Here is a 19,552-nt window from a genome sequence, read left to right as displayed (position 1 = left end):
AAACAGATTGCAATGTAAATCTAATGCAAAAAAACGAAAGCCTATATTTTTCCTTTTTAAGGGGTGTATTTGTACTTTTTGTACAAAAACTGCATGGTTCTAGGACGAAAAGTACACAAAAAAATCCCATCTCCTTTAATAATAGAGATGGGATTTGAAAATATAAAAAACAAGAAGCTTATTCCAATTTAAAGCTAACACTTACATTAACAGTAATTTCAATTTCTCCAACTGCCATTGTTTCTCTTGTCGTATCACTTTCAGCTTTCATAGCCATCGTTCTGATTCCACCATAAACAGGCTGTGGATAATAGTTTTGTGAATTATCTGTAATAACCGTTGCTAAGCCAACTTTTTGCCCTAAAACAGATACATAGTCCTCAGCTTTCGTTTTAGCATCTTTCATAGCTAATTTTCGGGCATCAGATTGATATTGGGCCAATTTTGAAGATTGAAAAGTCACATTATCAATTCTATTAATTCCCTGATCAACCAATCCTTCCATCAATTCATCATATTTTGATAAATCTTTCAAAAGAATCTCAATGGTTTGTGTTGCATTATAACTGTGTTTCTTTTTCTCATAATCATACTGAGGATTCAAAGAAACTCTTTTTGTTTTGTAATCTGCAGGAGGTAAATTCATAGTTTTAATTAATTTTATAACAGCCTCCATTTGCTGGTCATTTTGTTTTTTGACATCTTTAGCATTAGTCCCTTTGGTTTCAACTGTTGCAGATATTGTAACCTGATCTGGGACTACTTTTATTTTCCCTTCTCCAGAAACATTAATTTGAGGAACTAGCTTCACTTCTTGACAATAAATTGCCATTGTAAAAAAACAAACTAAGAATGCAATTGATTTTTTCATACTTTTTTAAATTAAATTATTATTATAGTTTACCCATTTTTGCCATTCCAAATAAAATTACAATTGGAATTGCTAATAAAACGGTCATTAAGGTATGTTCTTGTATTAATTCTGGATTTCTTAAAAGTGTAATCAAATATCCTCCTATTGCCCCTCCAAAATGAGCCGTATGACCAATGTTATCATTTTTGGCTCTCATTCCATAGATAGAATATAATAAATATAAAATACCAAATAAATAGGCTGGAATAGGAATTACAAAATACAAACCTAACATCATATTTGGCTGTAATAAAATAGCTGAGTATAAAACTCCCGTAACTGCTCCTGATGCCCCTACTGCTCTATAACCATATTCATTTTTATGAAATGATAAAGTCAATAAACTGCCAAATAGCAAACTGCCAAAATAGACCAGAATAAATGAAAAATCACCTAAAAAGCCAAGAACTACTGGTGCAAAAAAATAAAGTGTCAACATATTAAATAATAAATGCCCCATATCGGCATGCAAAAATCCAGACGAAAGCATTCGGATTTGTTCTCCAGCCCCTATACTTCCTACGTGAAACTCATACTTTCTAAAAAAAGAAAGATCATTAAATCCTTTATAACTAATAAATACATTGGCAACAATAATGACTATTAAAATAGCATTCATAAAATGGATTGTTTTTAAAATTTTACTGTAAAGCTAACTATAATTTAGATTGACAAATAACAATATTTTTTTATGAATTAATATCAATTTGCATTTTTAAAAGAACTATTTAACATCAATTTATGCTTTATACATATAAATTTATTAAAAATCGACAAAGTGAAGCTAAACATCGTTTAATAAACTATATTTGGCCAAATTTTAAAAATGAAATACATTATTTATCTAATTGTTTACCCTTTTTTATGGTGTATTTCAATGCTTCCTTTTCCTTTATTATATTTACTTTCTGATTTTGTATTCATTATTCTTTATCGAATTATCGGTTACAGAAAAAAAACTGTACGGGCGAATTTAAAGTTAGCTTTACCTCATTTATCAAAAAAAGAACGTTTGATTATTGAAAAGAAATTTTATCATCATTTGTGTGATATGTTTCTGGAAATGATAAAAACAATGAATATTTCTAAAGAAGAAATATGCAAACGATATGTCTTTAAAAATTTTGAAATCTATCAGGAATTAGAAAAACAAGATAAGAGCATCGCTATTATGTGTGCGCATTATGCAAGTTATGAATGGGTTGTATCGATGAATTATTATACAAAATTTAAAGGTTACGGTATTTACAAACAAATTAAGAATCCTCATTTTGATAAATTAGTTCATAAAATACGATCTAAATTTAACGCAACCTTAATTACTACTAAAGAGACAATCCCTACAATAGTAACTAATTACAGAAATAAGAACTTATCAACTTATGGGTTTGCCAGCGACCAATCTCCAAAGGAAAATACCGCTCATCATTACACAAAATTTATGGGGCATGAAGTGCCTGTTCATACTGGAGCCGAAATGTTGTCAAAAAAATACGACATGAATGTTGTTTTTTTGAAAACCAAAAAGATTAAACGTGGTTACTATGAAGCTACTATGGAAATTCTATCGGAAAATGCTAAAGAAGTTCCAAACTACGGAATTACTGATCAGTTCTTAAAACTAGTAGAACAACAAATTTATGAAGCTCCAGAATATTATTTATGGACTCACAAACGATGGAAACATAAGCAATAGCATTTTGCAATAAGCATTGAAACATTACGGTAATAACATTTCTGAATTATCAAATTATAAAGAAAATAATTATTTTTTATATTTGTATAAATTTAGACTACATGCAATATCTCATATATCTACTTGCCTACCCATTAATTTGGGGAATATCGATGCTTCCTTTCCCATTATTATATTTGGTTTCTGATTTAGTTTATTTCGTGACTTACAGAATAATTGGTTATCGTAAAAAAACGGTTCGTGACAATTTAGCATTGGCACTTCCAAATTTATCAGACAAAGAACGATTAATCATTGAAAAAAAATTCTATCATCACATGTGTGATATGTTTCTTGAAATGATTAAAACAATGAATATTTCAAAGGAAGAAATATGCAAAAGATTTGTTTTTAAAAACATAGAAGTCTACAAAGAAGTTGAAAAACAAGGCAAAAGCATCGCTATTATATGTTCACATTATGCAAGCTATGAATGGATTATATCGATGAATTATTATTCTGACTTTGTTGCATATGGAATCTACAAACAGCTAAGAAATCCTTATTTTGATAAATTGGTTCATAAAATACGTTCTAGATTCAATGCCAAATTAATCACTACAAAACAAACTGTACCAACAATAATTAATAATAATAAAAACCATGTTTTGGCATTGTATGGTTTTGCCAGTGACCAATCTCCAAAAGCAAAGGGTGCTGTTCATTGGTCTAAATTTATGGGAGTCGAAGTGCCTGTACATGTTGGTGCTGAAATGCTTTCTAAAAGATACGATATGAATTTACTATATCTGAATACTAAAAAAGTAAAACGTGGTCACTACGAAGCCACTCTTGAAATTCTTTCAGACCATCCAAAAGACGTTCCAAACTTTGACCTTACAAACCAATATTTAAAACTTCTTGAAAAACAAATCTATGAAGCTCCTGAATATTATTTGTGGACACATAAAAGATGGAAATATAAACGTTAGGTTTCCAATTGAGATATCCAAAATCCGAATAAAATAATTTAGACAAAGCATATAAAAAAAACCGACTCACGTCGGTTTCTTGTTTTAAATTCCAGCTACAGCTTTTATTTCATCAATAATTCGTAAAGCTAAATCATCTGCCAATTTCTGACTAGAAGCTTCGGTATAAATACGAATAATTGGTTCTGTGTTTGATTTTCTTAAATGTACCCAATTATCAGCGAAGTCAATTTTCACTCCATCAATTGTAGTAATATCTTCGTTTTTATATTTTTCGGTCATTGCTACAAGAATCGCATCAACATCAATTTGTGGTGTCAATTCGATTTTGTTTTTACTCATATAATATTCTGGATACGAAGCACGTAAAGCAGAAACAGACATTTTTTTGTTAGCCAAATGAGTCAAAAACAAAGCTATCCCTACCATACTATCACGACCATAGTGTGATTCTGGGTAAATAATTCCACCATTACCTTCACCACCAATAATTGCGTTGTTTTTCTTCATCAATTCCACAACATTCACTTCACCTACAGCACTCGCTTCATAGCTTCCATTATGGCTGTTAGTTACATCACGCAACGCACGAGAAGAAGACATATTAGATACTGTATTCCCTGGAGTTTTACTCAAAACATAGTCGGCACAAGCTACCAAAGTATATTCTTCCCCAAACATTTCTCCGTCTTCGCTAATAAAAGCCAAACGGTCTACATCTGGATCAACAACAATTCCTAAATGTGCTTTTTCGGCAACAACCAACTCTGAAATATCCGTTAAATGCTCTTTTAAAGGCTCTGGATTATGAGGGAAATGACCATTAGGCTCGCAGTATAACTTAACAACTTCAACGCCCATCAATTCTAATAATTTAGGAACGATAATTCCACCAGATGAATTTACACCATCAACAACAACTTTAAATTTTGCTGATTTAACTGCTTCAACATCAACTAAAGGTAAATTCAATACTTCGTCAATATGAATATCCATGTAGGCATCATTTTGAGTAATAATACCCAAATTATCTACATCCGAAAAATCAAAAGCTTCATCTTCGGCAATTTGAAGAATTTTTTCTCCTTCAAGCCCATTTAAAAACTCTCCTTTTTCATTCAATAATTTCAAAGCATTCCATTGTTTTGGATTATGAGAAGCCGTTAAAATAATTCCACCATCAGCCTTTTCTAAAGGAACGGCAACTTCAACAGTTGGAGTCGTTGATAAACCTAAATCAATAACATCTATCCCTAAACCGATAAGTGTATTAATAACTAAATTATGAATCATAGGTCCCGATATACGAGCGTCACGACCTACCACAACATTTAATTTAGCTTTTTTTGAATATTTTTTTAGCCAAGTTCCGTATGCAGAAGCAAATTTTACAGCATCAACTGGTGTTAAATTATCTCCCACTTTCCCTCCTATCGTACCACGAATACCGGATATTGATTTTATTAAAGTCATTGTGAATTATGATTTTAGATTAACGAATTTTGATTGCAGATTTCTATTTTGCAATTTAATTTCCGAATTGTTTTTTCCGAGCAAATATAAAAAAGTTTATGTCTTTATAAGAAGTAAATTGAAAAAAGGGATTGATTCTCTCGAAGCCATTTCTTTTAATAAAGTTTTATACCTTTATAAAATCACTATCGTCCATAAATATCTTCATACTTGATTTAAAATCAAAAATCAGAAATCGTTAATCTAAAATCATAATTCTCAATGAACTTCCTAGCCCACATCTATTTATCAGGAGACCATGAGTTAGTAAAAATAGGGAATTTTATGGCTGATGGAATCCGGGGAAAACAGTTTGAAAATTATCATTCGGAGATCCAAAAAGGAATTATTTTACACCGATTTATTGATACTTATACAGATTCTCATCCTGTTTTTAGAAAAAGCACCAAACGTTTACACGAGAACTACCACCATTACGCAGGTGTGATTGTAGATGTCTTTTATGATCATTTTTTGGCTAAAAACTGGAATCAATATTCGGAGGAAAAATTAGAAGAATTTGTGGCTCGTTTTTATCAATCTTTACGAGATAATTACGATTTACTTTCAGAAAGAATTCAAGGGATAACACCTTATATGATTGAACATAATTGGTTGGTAAGTTACCAAACAGTAGAGGGAATTCATCGAATTTTGACCCAAATGGATAGTAGAACTAAAAATGAATCAAAAATGCGATTTGCATCGAATGAACTCAAGGAATACTACGAAGATTTTGAATTAGAATTTAGTACTTTCTTTGAAGATTTGAAAATTCAATCACAACAAAAATTAATTTCTCTATAAAATAAAATAGACTCTTAGATTATTTTTCAGAACGATAACATCAATGCTATTCACACATAATCACTTATACCAGTAATAACCATGATTATGATTATAATTTCAGAATTATCGTTAAAAATACATTGTCATTAATCGAATAGTTTCTCTCTTTTTTGAATTTAAAAACTTATTTTTGTAATAAACCTAAGCAAAAACATACAATGTTAAAGACTTTTTTTCACAGATTAGAACGGTTAATAGCTATATCACAATCGGCCTTAGGAGAAAAGCAATTTATACTTTTATCAAGTGTTTTGGTGGGTATTTCATCAGCTTTAGCTGTAATAGTTTTAAAGACATTTGCACACTGGGTTTTTAGGTTTGCCACATATGTAACGCTGCATACCAACTTTCTCAATATACATACCAAATTTATCAACATCGGTTTTACTAAAATAATGCTTCCCGTTATTGGTATTATGCTTACCGTTTTTGTTGTCAATCGATTTTTGGGTGGTGTTATTGAAAAAGGAACATCACAAATTTTGTATGTAGTTGCTAAAAAAGCAAGTATCATTCCTAAAAAACAGATGTATGCCCAAATTGTAACAAGTTCCCTTACTGTAGGTTTAGGAGGTTCAGCTGGATTAGAAAGTCCAATTGTTGTTACAGGTGCTGCATTCGGATCTAATTATGCACAAAAATATAAATTATCATATAAAGACAGAACTTTACTTATTGGTTGCGGAGTTGCAGCCGGAATTGGAGCTGCATTTAACGCCCCAATTGCAGGTGTTTTGTTTGCAGTTGAAGTTTTGCTAGTAGATGTGAGCATTTCGGCCTTTACTCCAATAATGATTGCAGCAGCAACTGGAGCATTAGTTTCTGCTATTGCATTAGATGAATCAATTTTATTAAATTTTCCGACTAGGCAAACGTTCAATTATCATAATATATTTTATTATATTTTATTAGGTATATCTACTGGATTTGTTGGGGTATATTATGCTCGAAATTTTCAAAGAGCTGAACATTATTTTGCACACATGCGTCTTTCTCCCTATAAAAAAGCGTTTTTTGGAGCATCAATTTTAGCCCTTTTAATATTTATTTTTCCAACACTTTTTGGTGAAGGATATGAAAGCATCAGAACATTATCAGAAAGTGATCCTGGCCAGTTATTAGACGAAACACTTTTTAAAAGCTTTAGAAACAATAATTGGGCATTATTAGTTTTTGTAGGTTTCTCTTTTATGTTAAAAGCTTTTGCTACTGGAATAACTTTAGGAAGCGGAGGAAATGGAGGTAATTTTGCTCCTGCCCTATTTATAGGTTCCTATGTTGGATTTTTCTTTTCCAAATTTTTAAATTTAACAGGTTTAACCAATTTACCTGTTAGCAATTTTACAGTTGTGGGAATGTCTGGAATCTTAAGTGGTTTATTCCATGCACCTCTGACAGGAATATTTTTAATTGCTGAAATAACAGGAGGTTACGGACTGATGATTCCCCTTATGATTGTTTCTTCCATCAGTTTTGCCATTTCGAAGCGTTTTGAAGTACATTCATTAGATGTTAAGAATTTGGCAAAAAAAGGGCATGCATTTACTAGCAATAAAGACACGAATGTCCTATCAACTTTAGATACCAATTCTATTATTCAAACAGATTATTTAACCGTTTCTCCAGATGAAAGTCTTGAAAAATTAGTTGATTTAATCTCTCATTCCAACCAAGTTATTTTTGCTGTTGTTTCTGTAGATAAAGAGTTATTAGGTATCGTTCATTTCAATGATATTCGAGAAATTATTTTCAATACATATCGCGTAAAATACACTTTAATTAAAGAAGTAATGCTTCCGCCGGTTGAAGTAATTTACCCTTTTAACAGTATGGAAATTGTTATGAATAAGTTTGAAAAATCAAAAAAAGCCTTTCTTCCCGTAATTAGAGACGGCAAATATTATGGTTTTATCTCTAAATCTATTGCACTTGAAGCATACAGAACCAAGCTAAAATCAATGACGATAGAATAATTTTTTTAGTATTATCCAAATTATCAGCAAATTATCAACTTTCACTTTAAGCTTTTAAACAGAAAAAAGTAACGATTAAATATAATTTTAGAACATTAAAGCTAAATTATGTAACTTGTTGGAGTAATATTTTTACATTTTTGTAAATTATACAATCCAGCTTTATAATAACGCTTTTGTCTAACGTGTTTTATCGACTTATGAATCAAAAATACATTCATTTTCTAAAAAAAACACTACGTATACTGCTTTGGTGCGTGGGTTCTATAATTGCGATTTTATTACTTCTTATTATTTTAATTCAGGTTCCGGTAGTTCAGAATTTTGTAAAAGACAAAGCTGTTACTTATCTCCACGGAAAAATAAAAACCAAAGTTGCTTTAGATTATATTTCTATCAAATTCCCTAAAGATATTGTTCTCGAAGGATTTTATTTTGAAGACCAAAAAAAAGACACTTTACTGGCTGGAAAACGTTTAGAAGTTGATGTTGATTTACTTAAATTAATTAGCAGTGAACTTGAAATTAATTCTGTTGCTCTTGAAAATGTAAACGCTAATATTTCCAGAAACAAAGAAGGCGTTTTCAATTTCGATTATATTATCAAAGCATTCGAATCGAAAGAACCAAAAGATCCCAACAGTAAACCTTTTAAAATTTCAGTTGTAAAAGTAAATCTTGATAATGTCAAATTTAATTTTAAAGATGATTTTTCTAAAAATGATATTCGGGTAAAACTCACGCATTTTGATACCAAATTCAAGGAGTTTGATTTAGAAAAAATGGATTTTAATATTCCGAATATTAACTTAAACGGATTGAAATTGGTCTTGAATCAGGACGCTGTTGAGAAAATTGCCGAAGTTTCTGTAAAAACCGTTGATACCATTTCTAAAAGAAAAGATTTCAAATTAAAACTGGAAAAAATCAGTTTATCAAAAATTGATGTGTCATACGACAATAAAGATTCTAAACTGGATTCAGGAATACATTTGGGAAATTTAGAACTAGCTGTTAATGAAATTGATTTGAATAAACAGCTTTTAGATTTTGATACTTTCGAACTAAAAAATCTAAAAGGCAACCTACGATTGGGTGTAAAAGACAAACAAATTAAAACGCCAAATTTAGATTCAACAGCCATCAAACAAACAGGATGGAAAGTAAAATTGAATAATGTCAATTTACAAAATATTGCCTTCAAATTTGATGATATGCAATCCAAACCAACTCCAAAAGGAATTGATTACAGCCATCTAGATTTAGATAAATTTGATTTAAAAGCAGAAAAATTATATTATGGAAATGATACGATTTCGGGGAATATAAAAGCACTAGCTATAAAAGAAAAAAGTGGTTTAGAAATCCAATCCTTAAAAACCAATTTCTTTTATGGACCTAAAAATGCGTATTTGACTGATTTGTATTTGAGAACTCCACAAACACTTCTTCACGATAAAATTAAAATTGCTTATGCGTCGCTTGATGCTCTAAAAAAAGACATTAAGAACATTGCATTAGAAGCAAATCTAAACCAGTCAAAAATTGGATTTAAAGATATTCTTCTTTTTTCGCCCGATTTGCAAAAGACCAATCCTTTTAAAAGTAATCCAAATGCTATTTTATATTTAAATACTCGTTTGAGCGGAAAAATAAAAGATTTGAATATTCCACTGTTCGAAATGAGCGGAATCGGAACTACCACAGTTTCTCTCTCAGGAAAAATTATTGGTTTGCCTGATGGTCAAAAAGCATATTATGATTTGAATATTAAAAAACTGTCGAGCACTTCGAAAGATGTGTATTCTTTTGTACCAGCAGGCACGATTCCCAAGAACATTCAATTGCCTTCTCAATTTAATTTAAATGGAAAATTTAAAGGTTCTGTTCAGAATTTCAAAACCAATTTAGCTTTAAACAGTAGTTTCGGAAATGCAAAAATAGACGCTCTGTTTGATCAACGCATAAAAAAAAGAGAGAAATATGATGCTACTATTTCTCTTTTGGATTTTAACTTAGGTCGATTAATTAAAAATGATTCTATTGGAAAAATTACGCTTAAAGCAAAAGTAAAAGGGAAAGGTTTTGACCCAAAAACAGCTCAGGCAGAATTGGAAGGAATTGTTCAAAAAGCAACATTTAACAAATACACCTATAGCAATTTAACCTTAAAAGGAAATATCGAAAACGGATCTTTTGCAGTTAAATCCGGGATGAAAGATCCAAATCTGAATTTTAATTTGACAGCCAATGGAAATACGAAAGACAAATATCCATCAATACAATTAAAATTAAACCTTGATATTGCCGATCTAGAAAAGCTAAATCTTCACGCCGGCCCGATGAAATTGAGAGGAAATATTGATGCAGATATTGCCAACAGTAATCCTGATTTCTTAAACGGAAAAGTGTTTCTTTCTAATATTCAGATTTTGCAAAATGCTGAACCAATCGTTTTAGACTCGGTTCGTATAATTGCTTTTGCCGATAATAAACGAAATAATATCAAAGTATCATCACAGTTTTTGAAAGCAGAAATTGACGGAAAATATAAATTGACAACATTAAGTTCAGCAATTAAAAAATCACTTTCAAAATACATGGATTTACAAAATCCAAAAGTAAATGGCGAATCAGATGAACAACGATTAGCATTTACATTGACAGTAGATAATGATCCTGTACTTTTTAAAATAATCCCTAAATTAACTGGTTTAGAACCTATTAAAATTACAGGAAAATACAATAACGTAACCGATTCTTTAGAAATCAAAGGAACAATTCCGAGGATTGTATATGCCAATAATACAATCGCTGACGGAAAAATTAATATCGAAGCCAAAGAAAATGCTTTAGAATATCAAATTTCGGTAGCTACCATTGAAAGTGGTGAAATTAGAATTCCATTCACAAGTTTAACAGGTAAAGTAGAGAATAATATTCTTTCCTACGCATTGCAAGTAAAGGACACCAAAGACAAAGAACAATATGCTATTGCGGGAGAGTTTCTACGTCAGGATGCTAAAAATATCCTAAAAATTAACGCAGATAATTTTGTGTTAAATTACGATAAATGGACTATCGATCCTGAAAACGCAATTGAATTTGGAGATAAAAGACTTTATATAAATAAATTTTTCTTGGCAAATGCTGGAAACGAACTTAAAATACAATCACAAAGCAATCAAGACAATGCACCCATTAAAATTGATTTTGTCAATTTCAAAATAGAAACCATTCTAAATATGGTCAAAAAGGACAAGCTCCTTATGCAAGGTTTGATTAACGGAAATGCCGTTATAGAAAACGCGATGACCTCTCCCATTTTTACCTCAGATATTAAAATAGATGATTTTGCTTTTAGAGGCGACGCTGTTGGAGATATTGCGATAAAAGTTGATAACAAAACTGCAAATACATTGGTAGCCAATGTGGTTTTAAGTGGTGAAGGAAACGATGTCAATCTATCAGGGAATTATAAAATTAGTGATGGGAATTTAGATTTTAATGCAGCTATCAATAAATTGAATATTAAAAGTATTCAAGGTTTTACGATGGGAAATATTACTGAAGGAACTGGATTTTTATCTGGAAATTTCAAAGTTACAGGAAATGCAACGTCACCAAAAGTTGCAGGAGAGTTACAGTTTAATGAAACGGGATTTAGAATTAAACGATTCAATTCTTATTTTAAAACAGATAATGAAAAAATCACTTTCAGTAATGATATAATTACATTCGATAAATTTACCTTTCATGATGAAAATGATAATGAATTGGCTTTAAATGGCACTATTCAATCTTCTGATTTTAAGAAATATAATTTTGGCTTAACAGTTGTTGGTAAAGATTTCAGAGCAGTACATTCTAAAGCTACTGATAATGATTTGTTTTACGGTGATTTATTTTTAGACACCAAACTAAACATAAATGGAACTCTCGAAAATCCTATAGTTGGCGGAAATATCAAAATAAAGAAAGATACCAAATTTACTGTTGTTTTACCTCAATCCGATCCATCCATTGCAGACAGAGAAGGAATTGTGGAGTTTGTAGATGAAGATAATTTATATCTGAAACAAACGGTCGCAATGGAGAAAAAACTCAATCAGGCGGAGTTAATCGGAATGGATGTTAGTGTGGATATTTCTATAGATAAAGAAGCAGAACTGACTTTGGTTATCGACAAAGGAAATGGAGATTACCTTAATTTGAAAGGTGAAGCAGAACTAACCGGAGGAATTGATCCTTCTGGAAAAACTACACTTACCGGGAAATATGAATTTTCAGAAGGAGCTTATGAGATGAATTTCAATGCCATCCGACGAAAATTTGACATTCAAAAAGGTAGTTATATAATTTGGAATGGCGAACCAACAATGGCGACACTAAATATCACCGCAATTTATAAAGTTAGCACGGCTCCAATTGATTTATTAGGTAATCAACTTGGAACGGTAAGTCCAGCGGTGAGAAACAGCTACAAACAAAAAATTCCGTTTCAGACTTTATTAAAAATGAAAGGAGAATTAATGAAACCCGAAATCACTTTCGATATTATTCTTCCTGATGGAAATTATGATGTTTCAGCAGATATAGTAACCGCTTCTCAGACAAAATTAGAACAATTGCGACAAGAACCTGCAGAATTGAATAAACAGGTTTTTGCACTTTTATTATTAAACCGATTCATTGGAGAAAATCCATTTGCAAGCGAAAGCGGCGGAACAAGTGCAGAATCATTGGCTAGACAAAGTGTGAGTAAAATTTTATCTCAACAGTTAAATGATATTGCAGGGGAATTAATTACCGGAGTTCAGTTAGAATTCGATTTAGAATCTACCGAAGATTACACAACAGGAACCATGGAAAACAGAACCGATTTGAATGTTGGTGTTTCTAAAAAACTGCTTGATGATCGATTAAAAGTAACCGTTGGAAGCAGCTTTGGTGTTGAAGGAAATACTCGTGCCAACGAACAAAGTACAAACATTGCAGGTGATGTCTCATTAGATTATCAGCTTACCAGAGATGGTCGCTATATGGTTCGCGCCTATCGCAAAAATGAATATCAAGTAGCTGTAGAGGGTCAAGTTGTTGAAACAGGAGTTGCTTTTGTTATCACGATGAGTTACAATAAATTTAGAGAACTTTTTCATCGCAGTGCAGAAGAAAAACAACTGATTCAGGAAGAAAAACTTCGTAAAGAAAAAAAGAAACTCAAAGAAAAAGAGCAAAAGGAAAAAGAAAAAGAAAAGAATGAGCAAATCGAAGGTTATGAACAAAAAACATAGTGATATGGAAAACAGATATATGAAATATTTTCTACTGCTGTCCTTATTTTTTGTTTTTGGATGTAGCAATACCAAATATTTACCAGAAGGCGATTTATTATATACAGGTGCTTCTGTGACAGTCAAAGATTCTATCCTTAAAAAGAAAGAAAGAAAAGCACTAGAAAAAGATTTAGAAGAATTACTTCGTCCAAAACCGAATAAGCAAATACTAGGATTAAGACCTAAATTATGGTTTTATAATATTGCTGGTGAACCCAAAAAAGATAAAGGATTCAGATATTGGTTAAGGACTAAAGTGGGTGAAGCGCCCGTGCTTCTCAGTAAAGTCGATTTAGATTATAATGCATCAGTACTTAGAAATTATGCGGAAAATAAAGGTTATTTTAAAACTAGAGTCAGCGCCGATTCTACTGTCAGAAGTAAAAGAGTAACAGCAGAATATATTGTTCAGCCCAGAAAACAATACAAAATAAAAGAAGTAAAATTTCCAGAAGATTCTTCCGGTTTAGGAAAAGCTATTGCCCGAACAAGCCGAAGATCTTTATTGAAAGTTGGAAATCCTTATGATTTAGACATAATAAAAACAGAACGTGAACGCATTGATACAAGATTAAAAGAAAAAGGATTTTATTATTTTAATCCCGATTATATTCTGGCTCAAGTCGATAGTAGTAAAGGAGCTTCTCTTGTTTCTATCAAATTAAAAATAAAAGAAGAAACACCCGAAAAAGCCAAAATAGCTTACAAAATTGATAAAATCATAGTGTATCCTAATTTTTCTATTTCAAAAGATACTATCAAATATAAAAAAGAGGATATTATTCAATACAATGATTTTACAATTATAGATACTGCAAATACATTTAATCCGAGAGTTTTTGACAGAGCCATTTATTTTAAACAAGGAGATTTATATAATCGAAAAGACCATAATCTTACACTGAATCGATTTGTGAATTTGGGAACATTTAGTTTTGTTAAAAATGAATTTAGAACTTCGGATAGTATAAAAAACACTTTAGACTCTTATTATTTTCTAACACTTTTACCCAAAAAATTTATTCGTGTCGAAGTTTTGGGTAAAACAAATTCGGCCAGTTATAACGGTACAGGTATTAATGTGAACTGGAATAATAGAAACTTATTTAAGGGAGCTGAATTACTAACTGTTTCTGCGTTTGGTGGTGCCGATTTTCAATTATCAGGGCAAAATAAAGGACACAATATTTTCAAACTTGGAACAGAAACTAGTTTGACTTGGCCAAGATTTATTGCACCATTTAATATTCAAGGATCAAGTGAATTTGTTCCTAGAACCAAAGCTACTATTCGTTATGAATATCAAAATAGAACACAACTATATGCTTTGAATTCTTTTAATACTTCATTTGGTTATTTATGGAAAGAAAACATCAGAAAAGAACATCAATTAAATATTGTTGATATTACTTATGTAAGTCCAAATAATGTTACTGCTGAGTATCAAGAAGATATTTTGCAGGATCCCAGTTTAGGAAAAGTGATAGAAAAACAATTAATTTTTGGACCAACTTATTCGTACACATATACGAATACAATGCAAAAACGTAAAAAAAACACCATTTATTTTAACGGAGAATTAGACTTTGTTGGAAATGTTACAGGCCTAATAACTGGAGCCAATATCAAAAAAAATGATACTATAAAAGTATTTAATGTACCTTTTAGCCAATATGTAAAAGCAAAAGCAGATTTTAGACATTATTTAAAATTAGGAAAAGAGAGCCAATTAGCCAGTCGAATTATTGTAGGAGCTGGATATGCTTATGGAAATTCAAGTACTTTGCCAAACTCCAAGCAATTTGTTGTAGGAGGAACAAATAGTATTCGTGCTTTTAGAGCTAGATCTCTAGGGCCAGGAAGTTATATTATTCCCGAAACTACGAGTTCTTATGTGCCAGATCAATCGGCTGATTTAAAATTAGAATTCAATACCGAATATAGAGCAAAATTATTTAGCATTGTAAAAGGAGCTATATTTTTAGATGCTGGAAATATATGGCTATTAAATGCCGACCCAGATAAAGCCGGAGCTGAAATTACCAAAGATTTCATGAAAGATATAGCCGTTGGAGCCGGTGCAGGATTGCGTTTTGATCTATCGTTTCTAATATTGAGAACAGATTTGGCGTTTCCTTTAAGGATTCCTTCTTTGCCACAAGGTGATAAATGGGTTATTGACAATATCAATTTAGGAGATAGTTCTTGGAGAAAAGATAATCTAATTTTGAATATAGCTATTGGGTATCCTTTCTAAAATAATACAATCATTACATAATTAATTAATATCGGATAGTATAAAAAAAGTAATACAACCGATATTATTGTATCTTTGTGGAGTTATGTGGGAAATAGATTTAGGATATAGAAAAGAATTTCAATCTACTTTTGAAAGATTGTACCAAAAAAAGCAAGATTTGCAAGCCAGCAGACCTTTGCCAAGTATCGCTTTGAATAAAATCAGAGAAAGTTTGTCTATAGAATGGACTTACAACTCTAATAGTATAGAGGGAAACTCTTTAACTTTACGAGAAACCCAAATGGTACTTCAAGAGGGAATTACAGTAAAAGGAAAATCGTTGCGAGAACATTTCGAAACACACAATCATGATAAAGCCATTGATTATTTATTCTCGATTTTAAAAGAGGATTATAGACTTCGAAGTATTGATATTTTGTCATTACATGGTTTGGTTTTACGTTCTATCGAAGATGATTTTGCAGGGCGTTTGCGCAATGGAGGTGTACGCATTGTCGGTGCGAATTTTGTTCCGCCAAACGCTAATAAAGTTTCAGATTATCTAGATGAATTGATTGATTTTGTCAATACAAATCCTTTAGAATTAAACGATATAGAATTAGCAACTGTATTTCATCATAAATTAGTTTGGATTCATCCATTTTTTGATGGCAATGGCCGTACCGTTCGTTTGAGTATGAATTTATTATTGATGCGTTGTGGTTTCCCACCTGCTATTATCCTGAAAAATGATAGAAAGAAATATTACGAAGCACTCAATCAAGCAAATAATGGTAATTATCAAAAATTAATACTGTTGATGAGCCAAGCCTTAGAACGAAGCTTAAATATTTATTTGAATGCGATGCCCGATAATGACAATGACTATCAAAAAATATCTGATATTGTAAGTGAGCCAAGTACTCCTTATAGTCAGGAATATGTAAGTTTATTGGCGCGAACAGGCAAAATAGATGCTTACAAAGAAGGCAGAAATTGGTATACTACTAAAGAAGCCATAGACGATTATATAACAACCCGAAAAAGAAAACGCTAGCTTTGAGTTAGCGTTTTTTTTATACCTTATTTTAACACAATCTTCCATAGTGTTCTATCAAAAGAATAAATCAAAATGGTAACTTTGCTTTTTTGCAAAAATTATGCTAGATACAGACAATACGATCGAAGTTCAAGGTGCACGCGTTCACAATCTAAAAAATATAGATGTTTCCATTCCTAGAGAAAAACTGGTAGTTATTACTGGATTATCTGGTTCTGGAAAATCCTCATTGGCATTCGACACTATTTATGCCGAGGGGCAACGCCGTTATGTAGAAACTTTTTCTGCCTATGCCAGACAATTTCTTGGAGGGCTAGAACGACCTGATGTAGATAAAATTGATGGACTCTCCCCTGTTATTGCTATCGAACAAAAAACAACTAGCAAAAGCCCACGTTCTACGGTAGGAACCATAACCGAAATTTATGATTTTCTACGTTTGCTTTATGCTCGTGGAGCTGATGCCTACAGTTATAACACAGGCGAAAAAATGGTTTCCTATTCGGATGATCAAATTAAAGAACTAATCATACAGAATTTTTCAGGAAAGAGAATTAATATTTTGGCGCCTGTAATTCGCGCTAGAAAAGGACATTATGCAGAGTTATTTCAACAAATAACTAAACAAGGATTTTTGAAAGTTCGTGTAAATGGCGAAATTCAAGATTTGGTTTCAGGAATGAAATTAGATCGTTATAAAACCCATGATATTGAAATAGTTGTTGACAGAATGGTAATAGAAGACACTCCTGACAACGATAAACGTTTATCCGAAAGCATTAATACAGCCATGCATCATGGTGAAAATGTATTGATGGTCTTGGACCAGGACACCAATGAGGTACGTTATTTTAGTCGAAACTTGATGTGCCCAACTACTGGAATCTCCTATCAAAATCCAGAACCAAATTTATTTTCTTTTAATTCCCCGAAAGGAGCTTGTGAACACTGTAATGGATTAGGAACAGTTAATGAAATTAATGTTGGGAAAATTATCCCGAATCCTAAATTATCTATTAAAGCGGGTGGATTTGCACCATTGGGAGAATACAAATCTTCATGGATTTTTAAGCAACTGGAAATTATAGGTGAAAAATATGGTTTTAAATTGACCGATGCTATTGAAGTTATTTCTGAAGAAGCGATGCAAATGATTTTGAATGGTGGCAAAGAAAAATTTACAATTAATTCTAAAAATTTAGGTGTTGCTCGTGACTATAAAATAGATTTTGAAGGAATATCCCATTTTATAAAAAACCAACACGATGAAAGTGGTTCAACCACAATTAAACGTTGGGCTGCGGCATTTATGGATGAAATAAAATGTCCTGTTTGCAATGGTTCCCGTTTGAAAAAAGAAGCCAATTATTTTAGAATAAACGAAAAAAGCATCTCCGAGTTATGCGATATGGATATATCGGATTTGACCACTTGGTTTTTGGATTTAGATAAACATTTATCAGATAAACAAAAAAGGATTGCTACTGAAGTCATTAAAGAAATCAAAGATAGATTAGCCTTTTTGATGAATGTAGGTTTGGATTATTTGGCTTTAAGCCGAAGTTCGAAGTCGCTTTCAGGTGGTGAAGCACAACGCATTCGATTGGCAACTCAAATTGGTTCTCAACTGGTTGGTGTTTTGTATATTTTGGATGAGCCGAGTATTGGTTTACATCAAAGAGATAATGCAAAATTGATTCATTCTTTGGAACAATTACGAGATATTGGTAACTCGGTAATCGTGGTTGAACATGATAAAGATATGATTGAGCAAGCCGATTATGTAATTGATATTGGTCCAAAAGCTGGAAAATATGGCGGTGAAATCATCAGTATTGGAACTCCTGCCGAAACCTTGGCTTCAGATACCATTACTGCTCAGTATTTGAATGGAAAAATGAAATTGAATATTCCTGAAAAACGAAGAGAAGGAAATGGGAAATTTTTAAAACTGACAGGTGCTACAGGCAATAATCTAAAAAACGTAACAATCGATTTGCCATTGGGTAAAATGATTTGCGTTACAGGCGTTTCAGGAAGCGGTAAATCGACTTTGATTAATGAAACCCTCTACCCTATTTTGAATGCCTATTATTTTAACGGAGTTAAAATTCCGAAACCGTATAAAAAAATTGAAGGATTAGAACATATCGACAAAGTAATTGATATTGATCAAAGCCCGATTGGAAGAACACCACGCTCCAACCCTGCCACTTATACCGAAGTTTTTACTGAAATCAGAAACCTGTATACGATGACTTCTGAAAGTATGATTCGTGGATATAAAGCTGGTCGTTTTAGTTTTAATGTCAAAGGTGGTCGTTGCGAAACTTGTGAAGGCTCTGGAGTTCGTACAATTGAAATGAACTTTTTGCCCGATGTTTATGTTGAATGTGAGACTTGTCAAGGGAAACGTTTTAACAGAGAAACTTTAGAGATTCGATACAAAGGAAAATCAATTTCGGATGTACTGAATATGACGGTTGACGAAGCGGTTCCTTTCTTTGAAAATATCCCGAAAATTTATCGCAAAATAAAAACGATTCAGGATGTTGGTTTGGGATACATTACACTTGGCCAACAAAGTACAACACTTTCTGGTGGAGAAGCTCAGCGTATTAAATTGGCTGGTGAATTATCTAAAAAAGACACTGGAAATACATTTTATATTCTGGACGAACCTACTACAGGCTTGCATTTTGAAGATATTAGAGTATTGATGGATGTAATTAATAAATTGGTAGATAAAGGAAACACCATTTTGATTATTGAGCATAATATGGACGTAATCAAACTTGCTGATTATATTATTGACATTGGCCCAGAAGGCGGAAAAGGCGGTGGACAATTGGTTGCCAAAGGAACTCCTGAAGAGATTGTGAAAAATAAAAAAAGCTATACAGCTCAGTTTTTAAAAAAGGAGTTGTTATAAAATTCCCCTCCTCTGGAGGGGTGCCCGTAGGGCGGGGTGGTTTTTTTTTGTTGTTTTTTCCTATATTTTTT

11 protein-coding genes are annotated in these 19,552 nt (G+C 31.9%); 8 read left to right on the top strand and 3 right to left on the bottom strand.

From position 1 onward, the window contains the following. Positions 1–178 precede the first annotated feature (178 nt). Positions 179–871: an SIMPL domain-containing protein gene (locus ACUN3A_RS17570; RefSeq protein WP_445552585.1), complete on the bottom strand. Its 693-nt coding sequence runs from the start codon at positions 869–871 to the stop codon at positions 179–181. Between the two features lie 22 nt (positions 872–893). Beyond that, positions 894–1,532 carry a rhomboid family intramembrane serine protease gene (locus tag ACUN3A_RS17565; RefSeq protein ID WP_445552584.1) on the bottom strand — a complete coding sequence of 213 codons (639 nt, stop codon included), beginning with the start codon at positions 1,530–1,532 and terminating at the stop codon, positions 894–896. A gap of 207 nt (positions 1,533–1,739) precedes the next feature. Here ACUN3A_RS17565 and ACUN3A_RS17560 point away from each other — a divergent pair, with 207 nt between their 5' ends. Together ACUN3A_RS17560 and ACUN3A_RS17555 are read left to right on the top strand one after the other, a co-directional pair. Next, complete coding sequence (locus ACUN3A_RS17560) at positions 1,740–2,609, top strand: lysophospholipid acyltransferase family protein (RefSeq protein ID WP_445552583.1); 870 nt, start codon at positions 1,740–1,742, stop codon at positions 2,607–2,609. Positions 2,610–2,710: 101 nt separating this feature from the next. Next, entirely contained in the window at positions 2,711–3,580 is an 870-nt protein-coding gene (locus ACUN3A_RS17555) for a lysophospholipid acyltransferase family protein (protein WP_445552582.1), read from the top strand. A gap of 84 nt (positions 3,581–3,664) precedes the next feature. Here the strand turns inward: ACUN3A_RS17555 and glmM are convergent, their stop codons facing one another. Continuing rightward, positions 3,665–5,053, bottom strand: a complete 1,389-nt coding sequence (glmM, locus tag ACUN3A_RS17550; RefSeq protein WP_445552581.1) for a phosphoglucosamine mutase — start codon at positions 5,051–5,053, stop codon at positions 3,665–3,667. 261 nt (positions 5,054–5,314) lie between these two features. Between glmM and ACUN3A_RS17545 the strand changes: the two genes are divergently transcribed. From ACUN3A_RS17545 to uvrA, 6 genes are all read left to right on the top strand, one after another. Next, positions 5,315–5,899: an acyl carrier protein phosphodiesterase gene (locus ACUN3A_RS17545; RefSeq protein ID WP_445552580.1), complete on the top strand. Its 585-nt coding sequence runs from the start codon at positions 5,315–5,317 to the stop codon at positions 5,897–5,899. Positions 5,900–6,099: 200 nt separating this feature from the next. Further along, positions 6,100–7,914, top strand: a complete 1,815-nt coding sequence (locus ACUN3A_RS17540) for a chloride channel protein (RefSeq protein ID WP_445552579.1) — start codon at positions 6,100–6,102, stop codon at positions 7,912–7,914. Positions 7,915–8,114: 200 nt separating this feature from the next. After that, positions 8,115–13,208, top strand: coding sequence for a translocation/assembly module TamB domain-containing protein (locus ACUN3A_RS17535; protein WP_445552578.1), 5,094 nt, complete (start codon positions 8,115–8,117; stop codon positions 13,206–13,208). Then, positions 13,192–15,507 carry a translocation and assembly module lipoprotein TamL gene (gene tamL, locus ACUN3A_RS17530; RefSeq protein ID WP_445552577.1) on the top strand — a complete coding sequence of 772 codons (2,316 nt, stop codon included), beginning with the start codon at positions 13,192–13,194 and terminating at the stop codon, positions 15,505–15,507. Before ACUN3A_RS17535 ends, tamL begins: the two co-directional genes overlap by 17 nt. Before the next feature lie 85 nt (positions 15,508–15,592). Continuing rightward, complete coding sequence (locus ACUN3A_RS17525; RefSeq protein ID WP_445552576.1) at positions 15,593–16,546, top strand: Fic family protein; 954 nt, start codon at positions 15,593–15,595, stop codon at positions 16,544–16,546. 103 nt (positions 16,547–16,649) lie between these two features. After that, positions 16,650–19,481 (top strand): excinuclease ABC subunit UvrA, encoded by a 2,832-nt coding sequence (uvrA, locus tag ACUN3A_RS17520; RefSeq protein WP_445552575.1) that lies wholly within the window; start codon positions 16,650–16,652, stop codon positions 19,479–19,481. Positions 19,482–19,552: the final 71 nt, after the last annotated feature.

This window comes from Flavobacterium sp. WC2509 (genome assembly GCF_052683105.1).
Note: the sequence above shows the minus strand (reverse complement) of the source record. Positions and strands in the feature narration are given on the sequence as shown.

What these genes read in the sequence shown, in the direction of transcription:
- ACUN3A_RS17535 (WP_445552578.1), top strand. Translation starts at nt 8,115, where the DNA reads ATGAATCAAAAATACATTCATTTTCTAAAAAAAACACTACGTATACTG.
- ACUN3A_RS17565 (WP_445552584.1), bottom strand. Translation starts at nt 1,532, where the DNA reads ATGAATGCTATTTTAATAGTCATTATTGTTGCCAATGTATTTATTAGT.
- ACUN3A_RS17570 (WP_445552585.1), bottom strand. Translation starts at nt 871, where the DNA reads ATGAAAAAATCAATTGCATTCTTAGTTTGTTTTTTTACAATGGCAATT.
- ACUN3A_RS17540 (WP_445552579.1), top strand. Translation starts at nt 6,100, where the DNA reads ATGTTAAAGACTTTTTTTCACAGATTAGAACGGTTAATAGCTATATCA.
- uvrA (WP_445552575.1), top strand. Translation starts at nt 16,650, where the DNA reads ATGCTAGATACAGACAATACGATCGAAGTTCAAGGTGCACGCGTTCAC.
- ACUN3A_RS17560 (WP_445552583.1), top strand. Translation starts at nt 1,740, where the DNA reads ATGAAATACATTATTTATCTAATTGTTTACCCTTTTTTATGGTGTATT.
- ACUN3A_RS17545 (WP_445552580.1), top strand. Translation starts at nt 5,315, where the DNA reads ATGAACTTCCTAGCCCACATCTATTTATCAGGAGACCATGAGTTAGTA.
- glmM (WP_445552581.1), bottom strand. Translation starts at nt 5,053, where the DNA reads ATGACTTTAATAAAATCAATATCCGGTATTCGTGGTACGATAGGAGGG.
- ACUN3A_RS17555 (WP_445552582.1), top strand. Translation starts at nt 2,711, where the DNA reads ATGCAATATCTCATATATCTACTTGCCTACCCATTAATTTGGGGAATA.
- tamL (WP_445552577.1), top strand. Translation starts at nt 13,192, where the DNA reads ATGAACAAAAAACATAGTGATATGGAAAACAGATATATGAAATATTTT.
- ACUN3A_RS17525 (WP_445552576.1), top strand. Translation starts at nt 15,593, where the DNA reads ATGTGGGAAATAGATTTAGGATATAGAAAAGAATTTCAATCTACTTTT.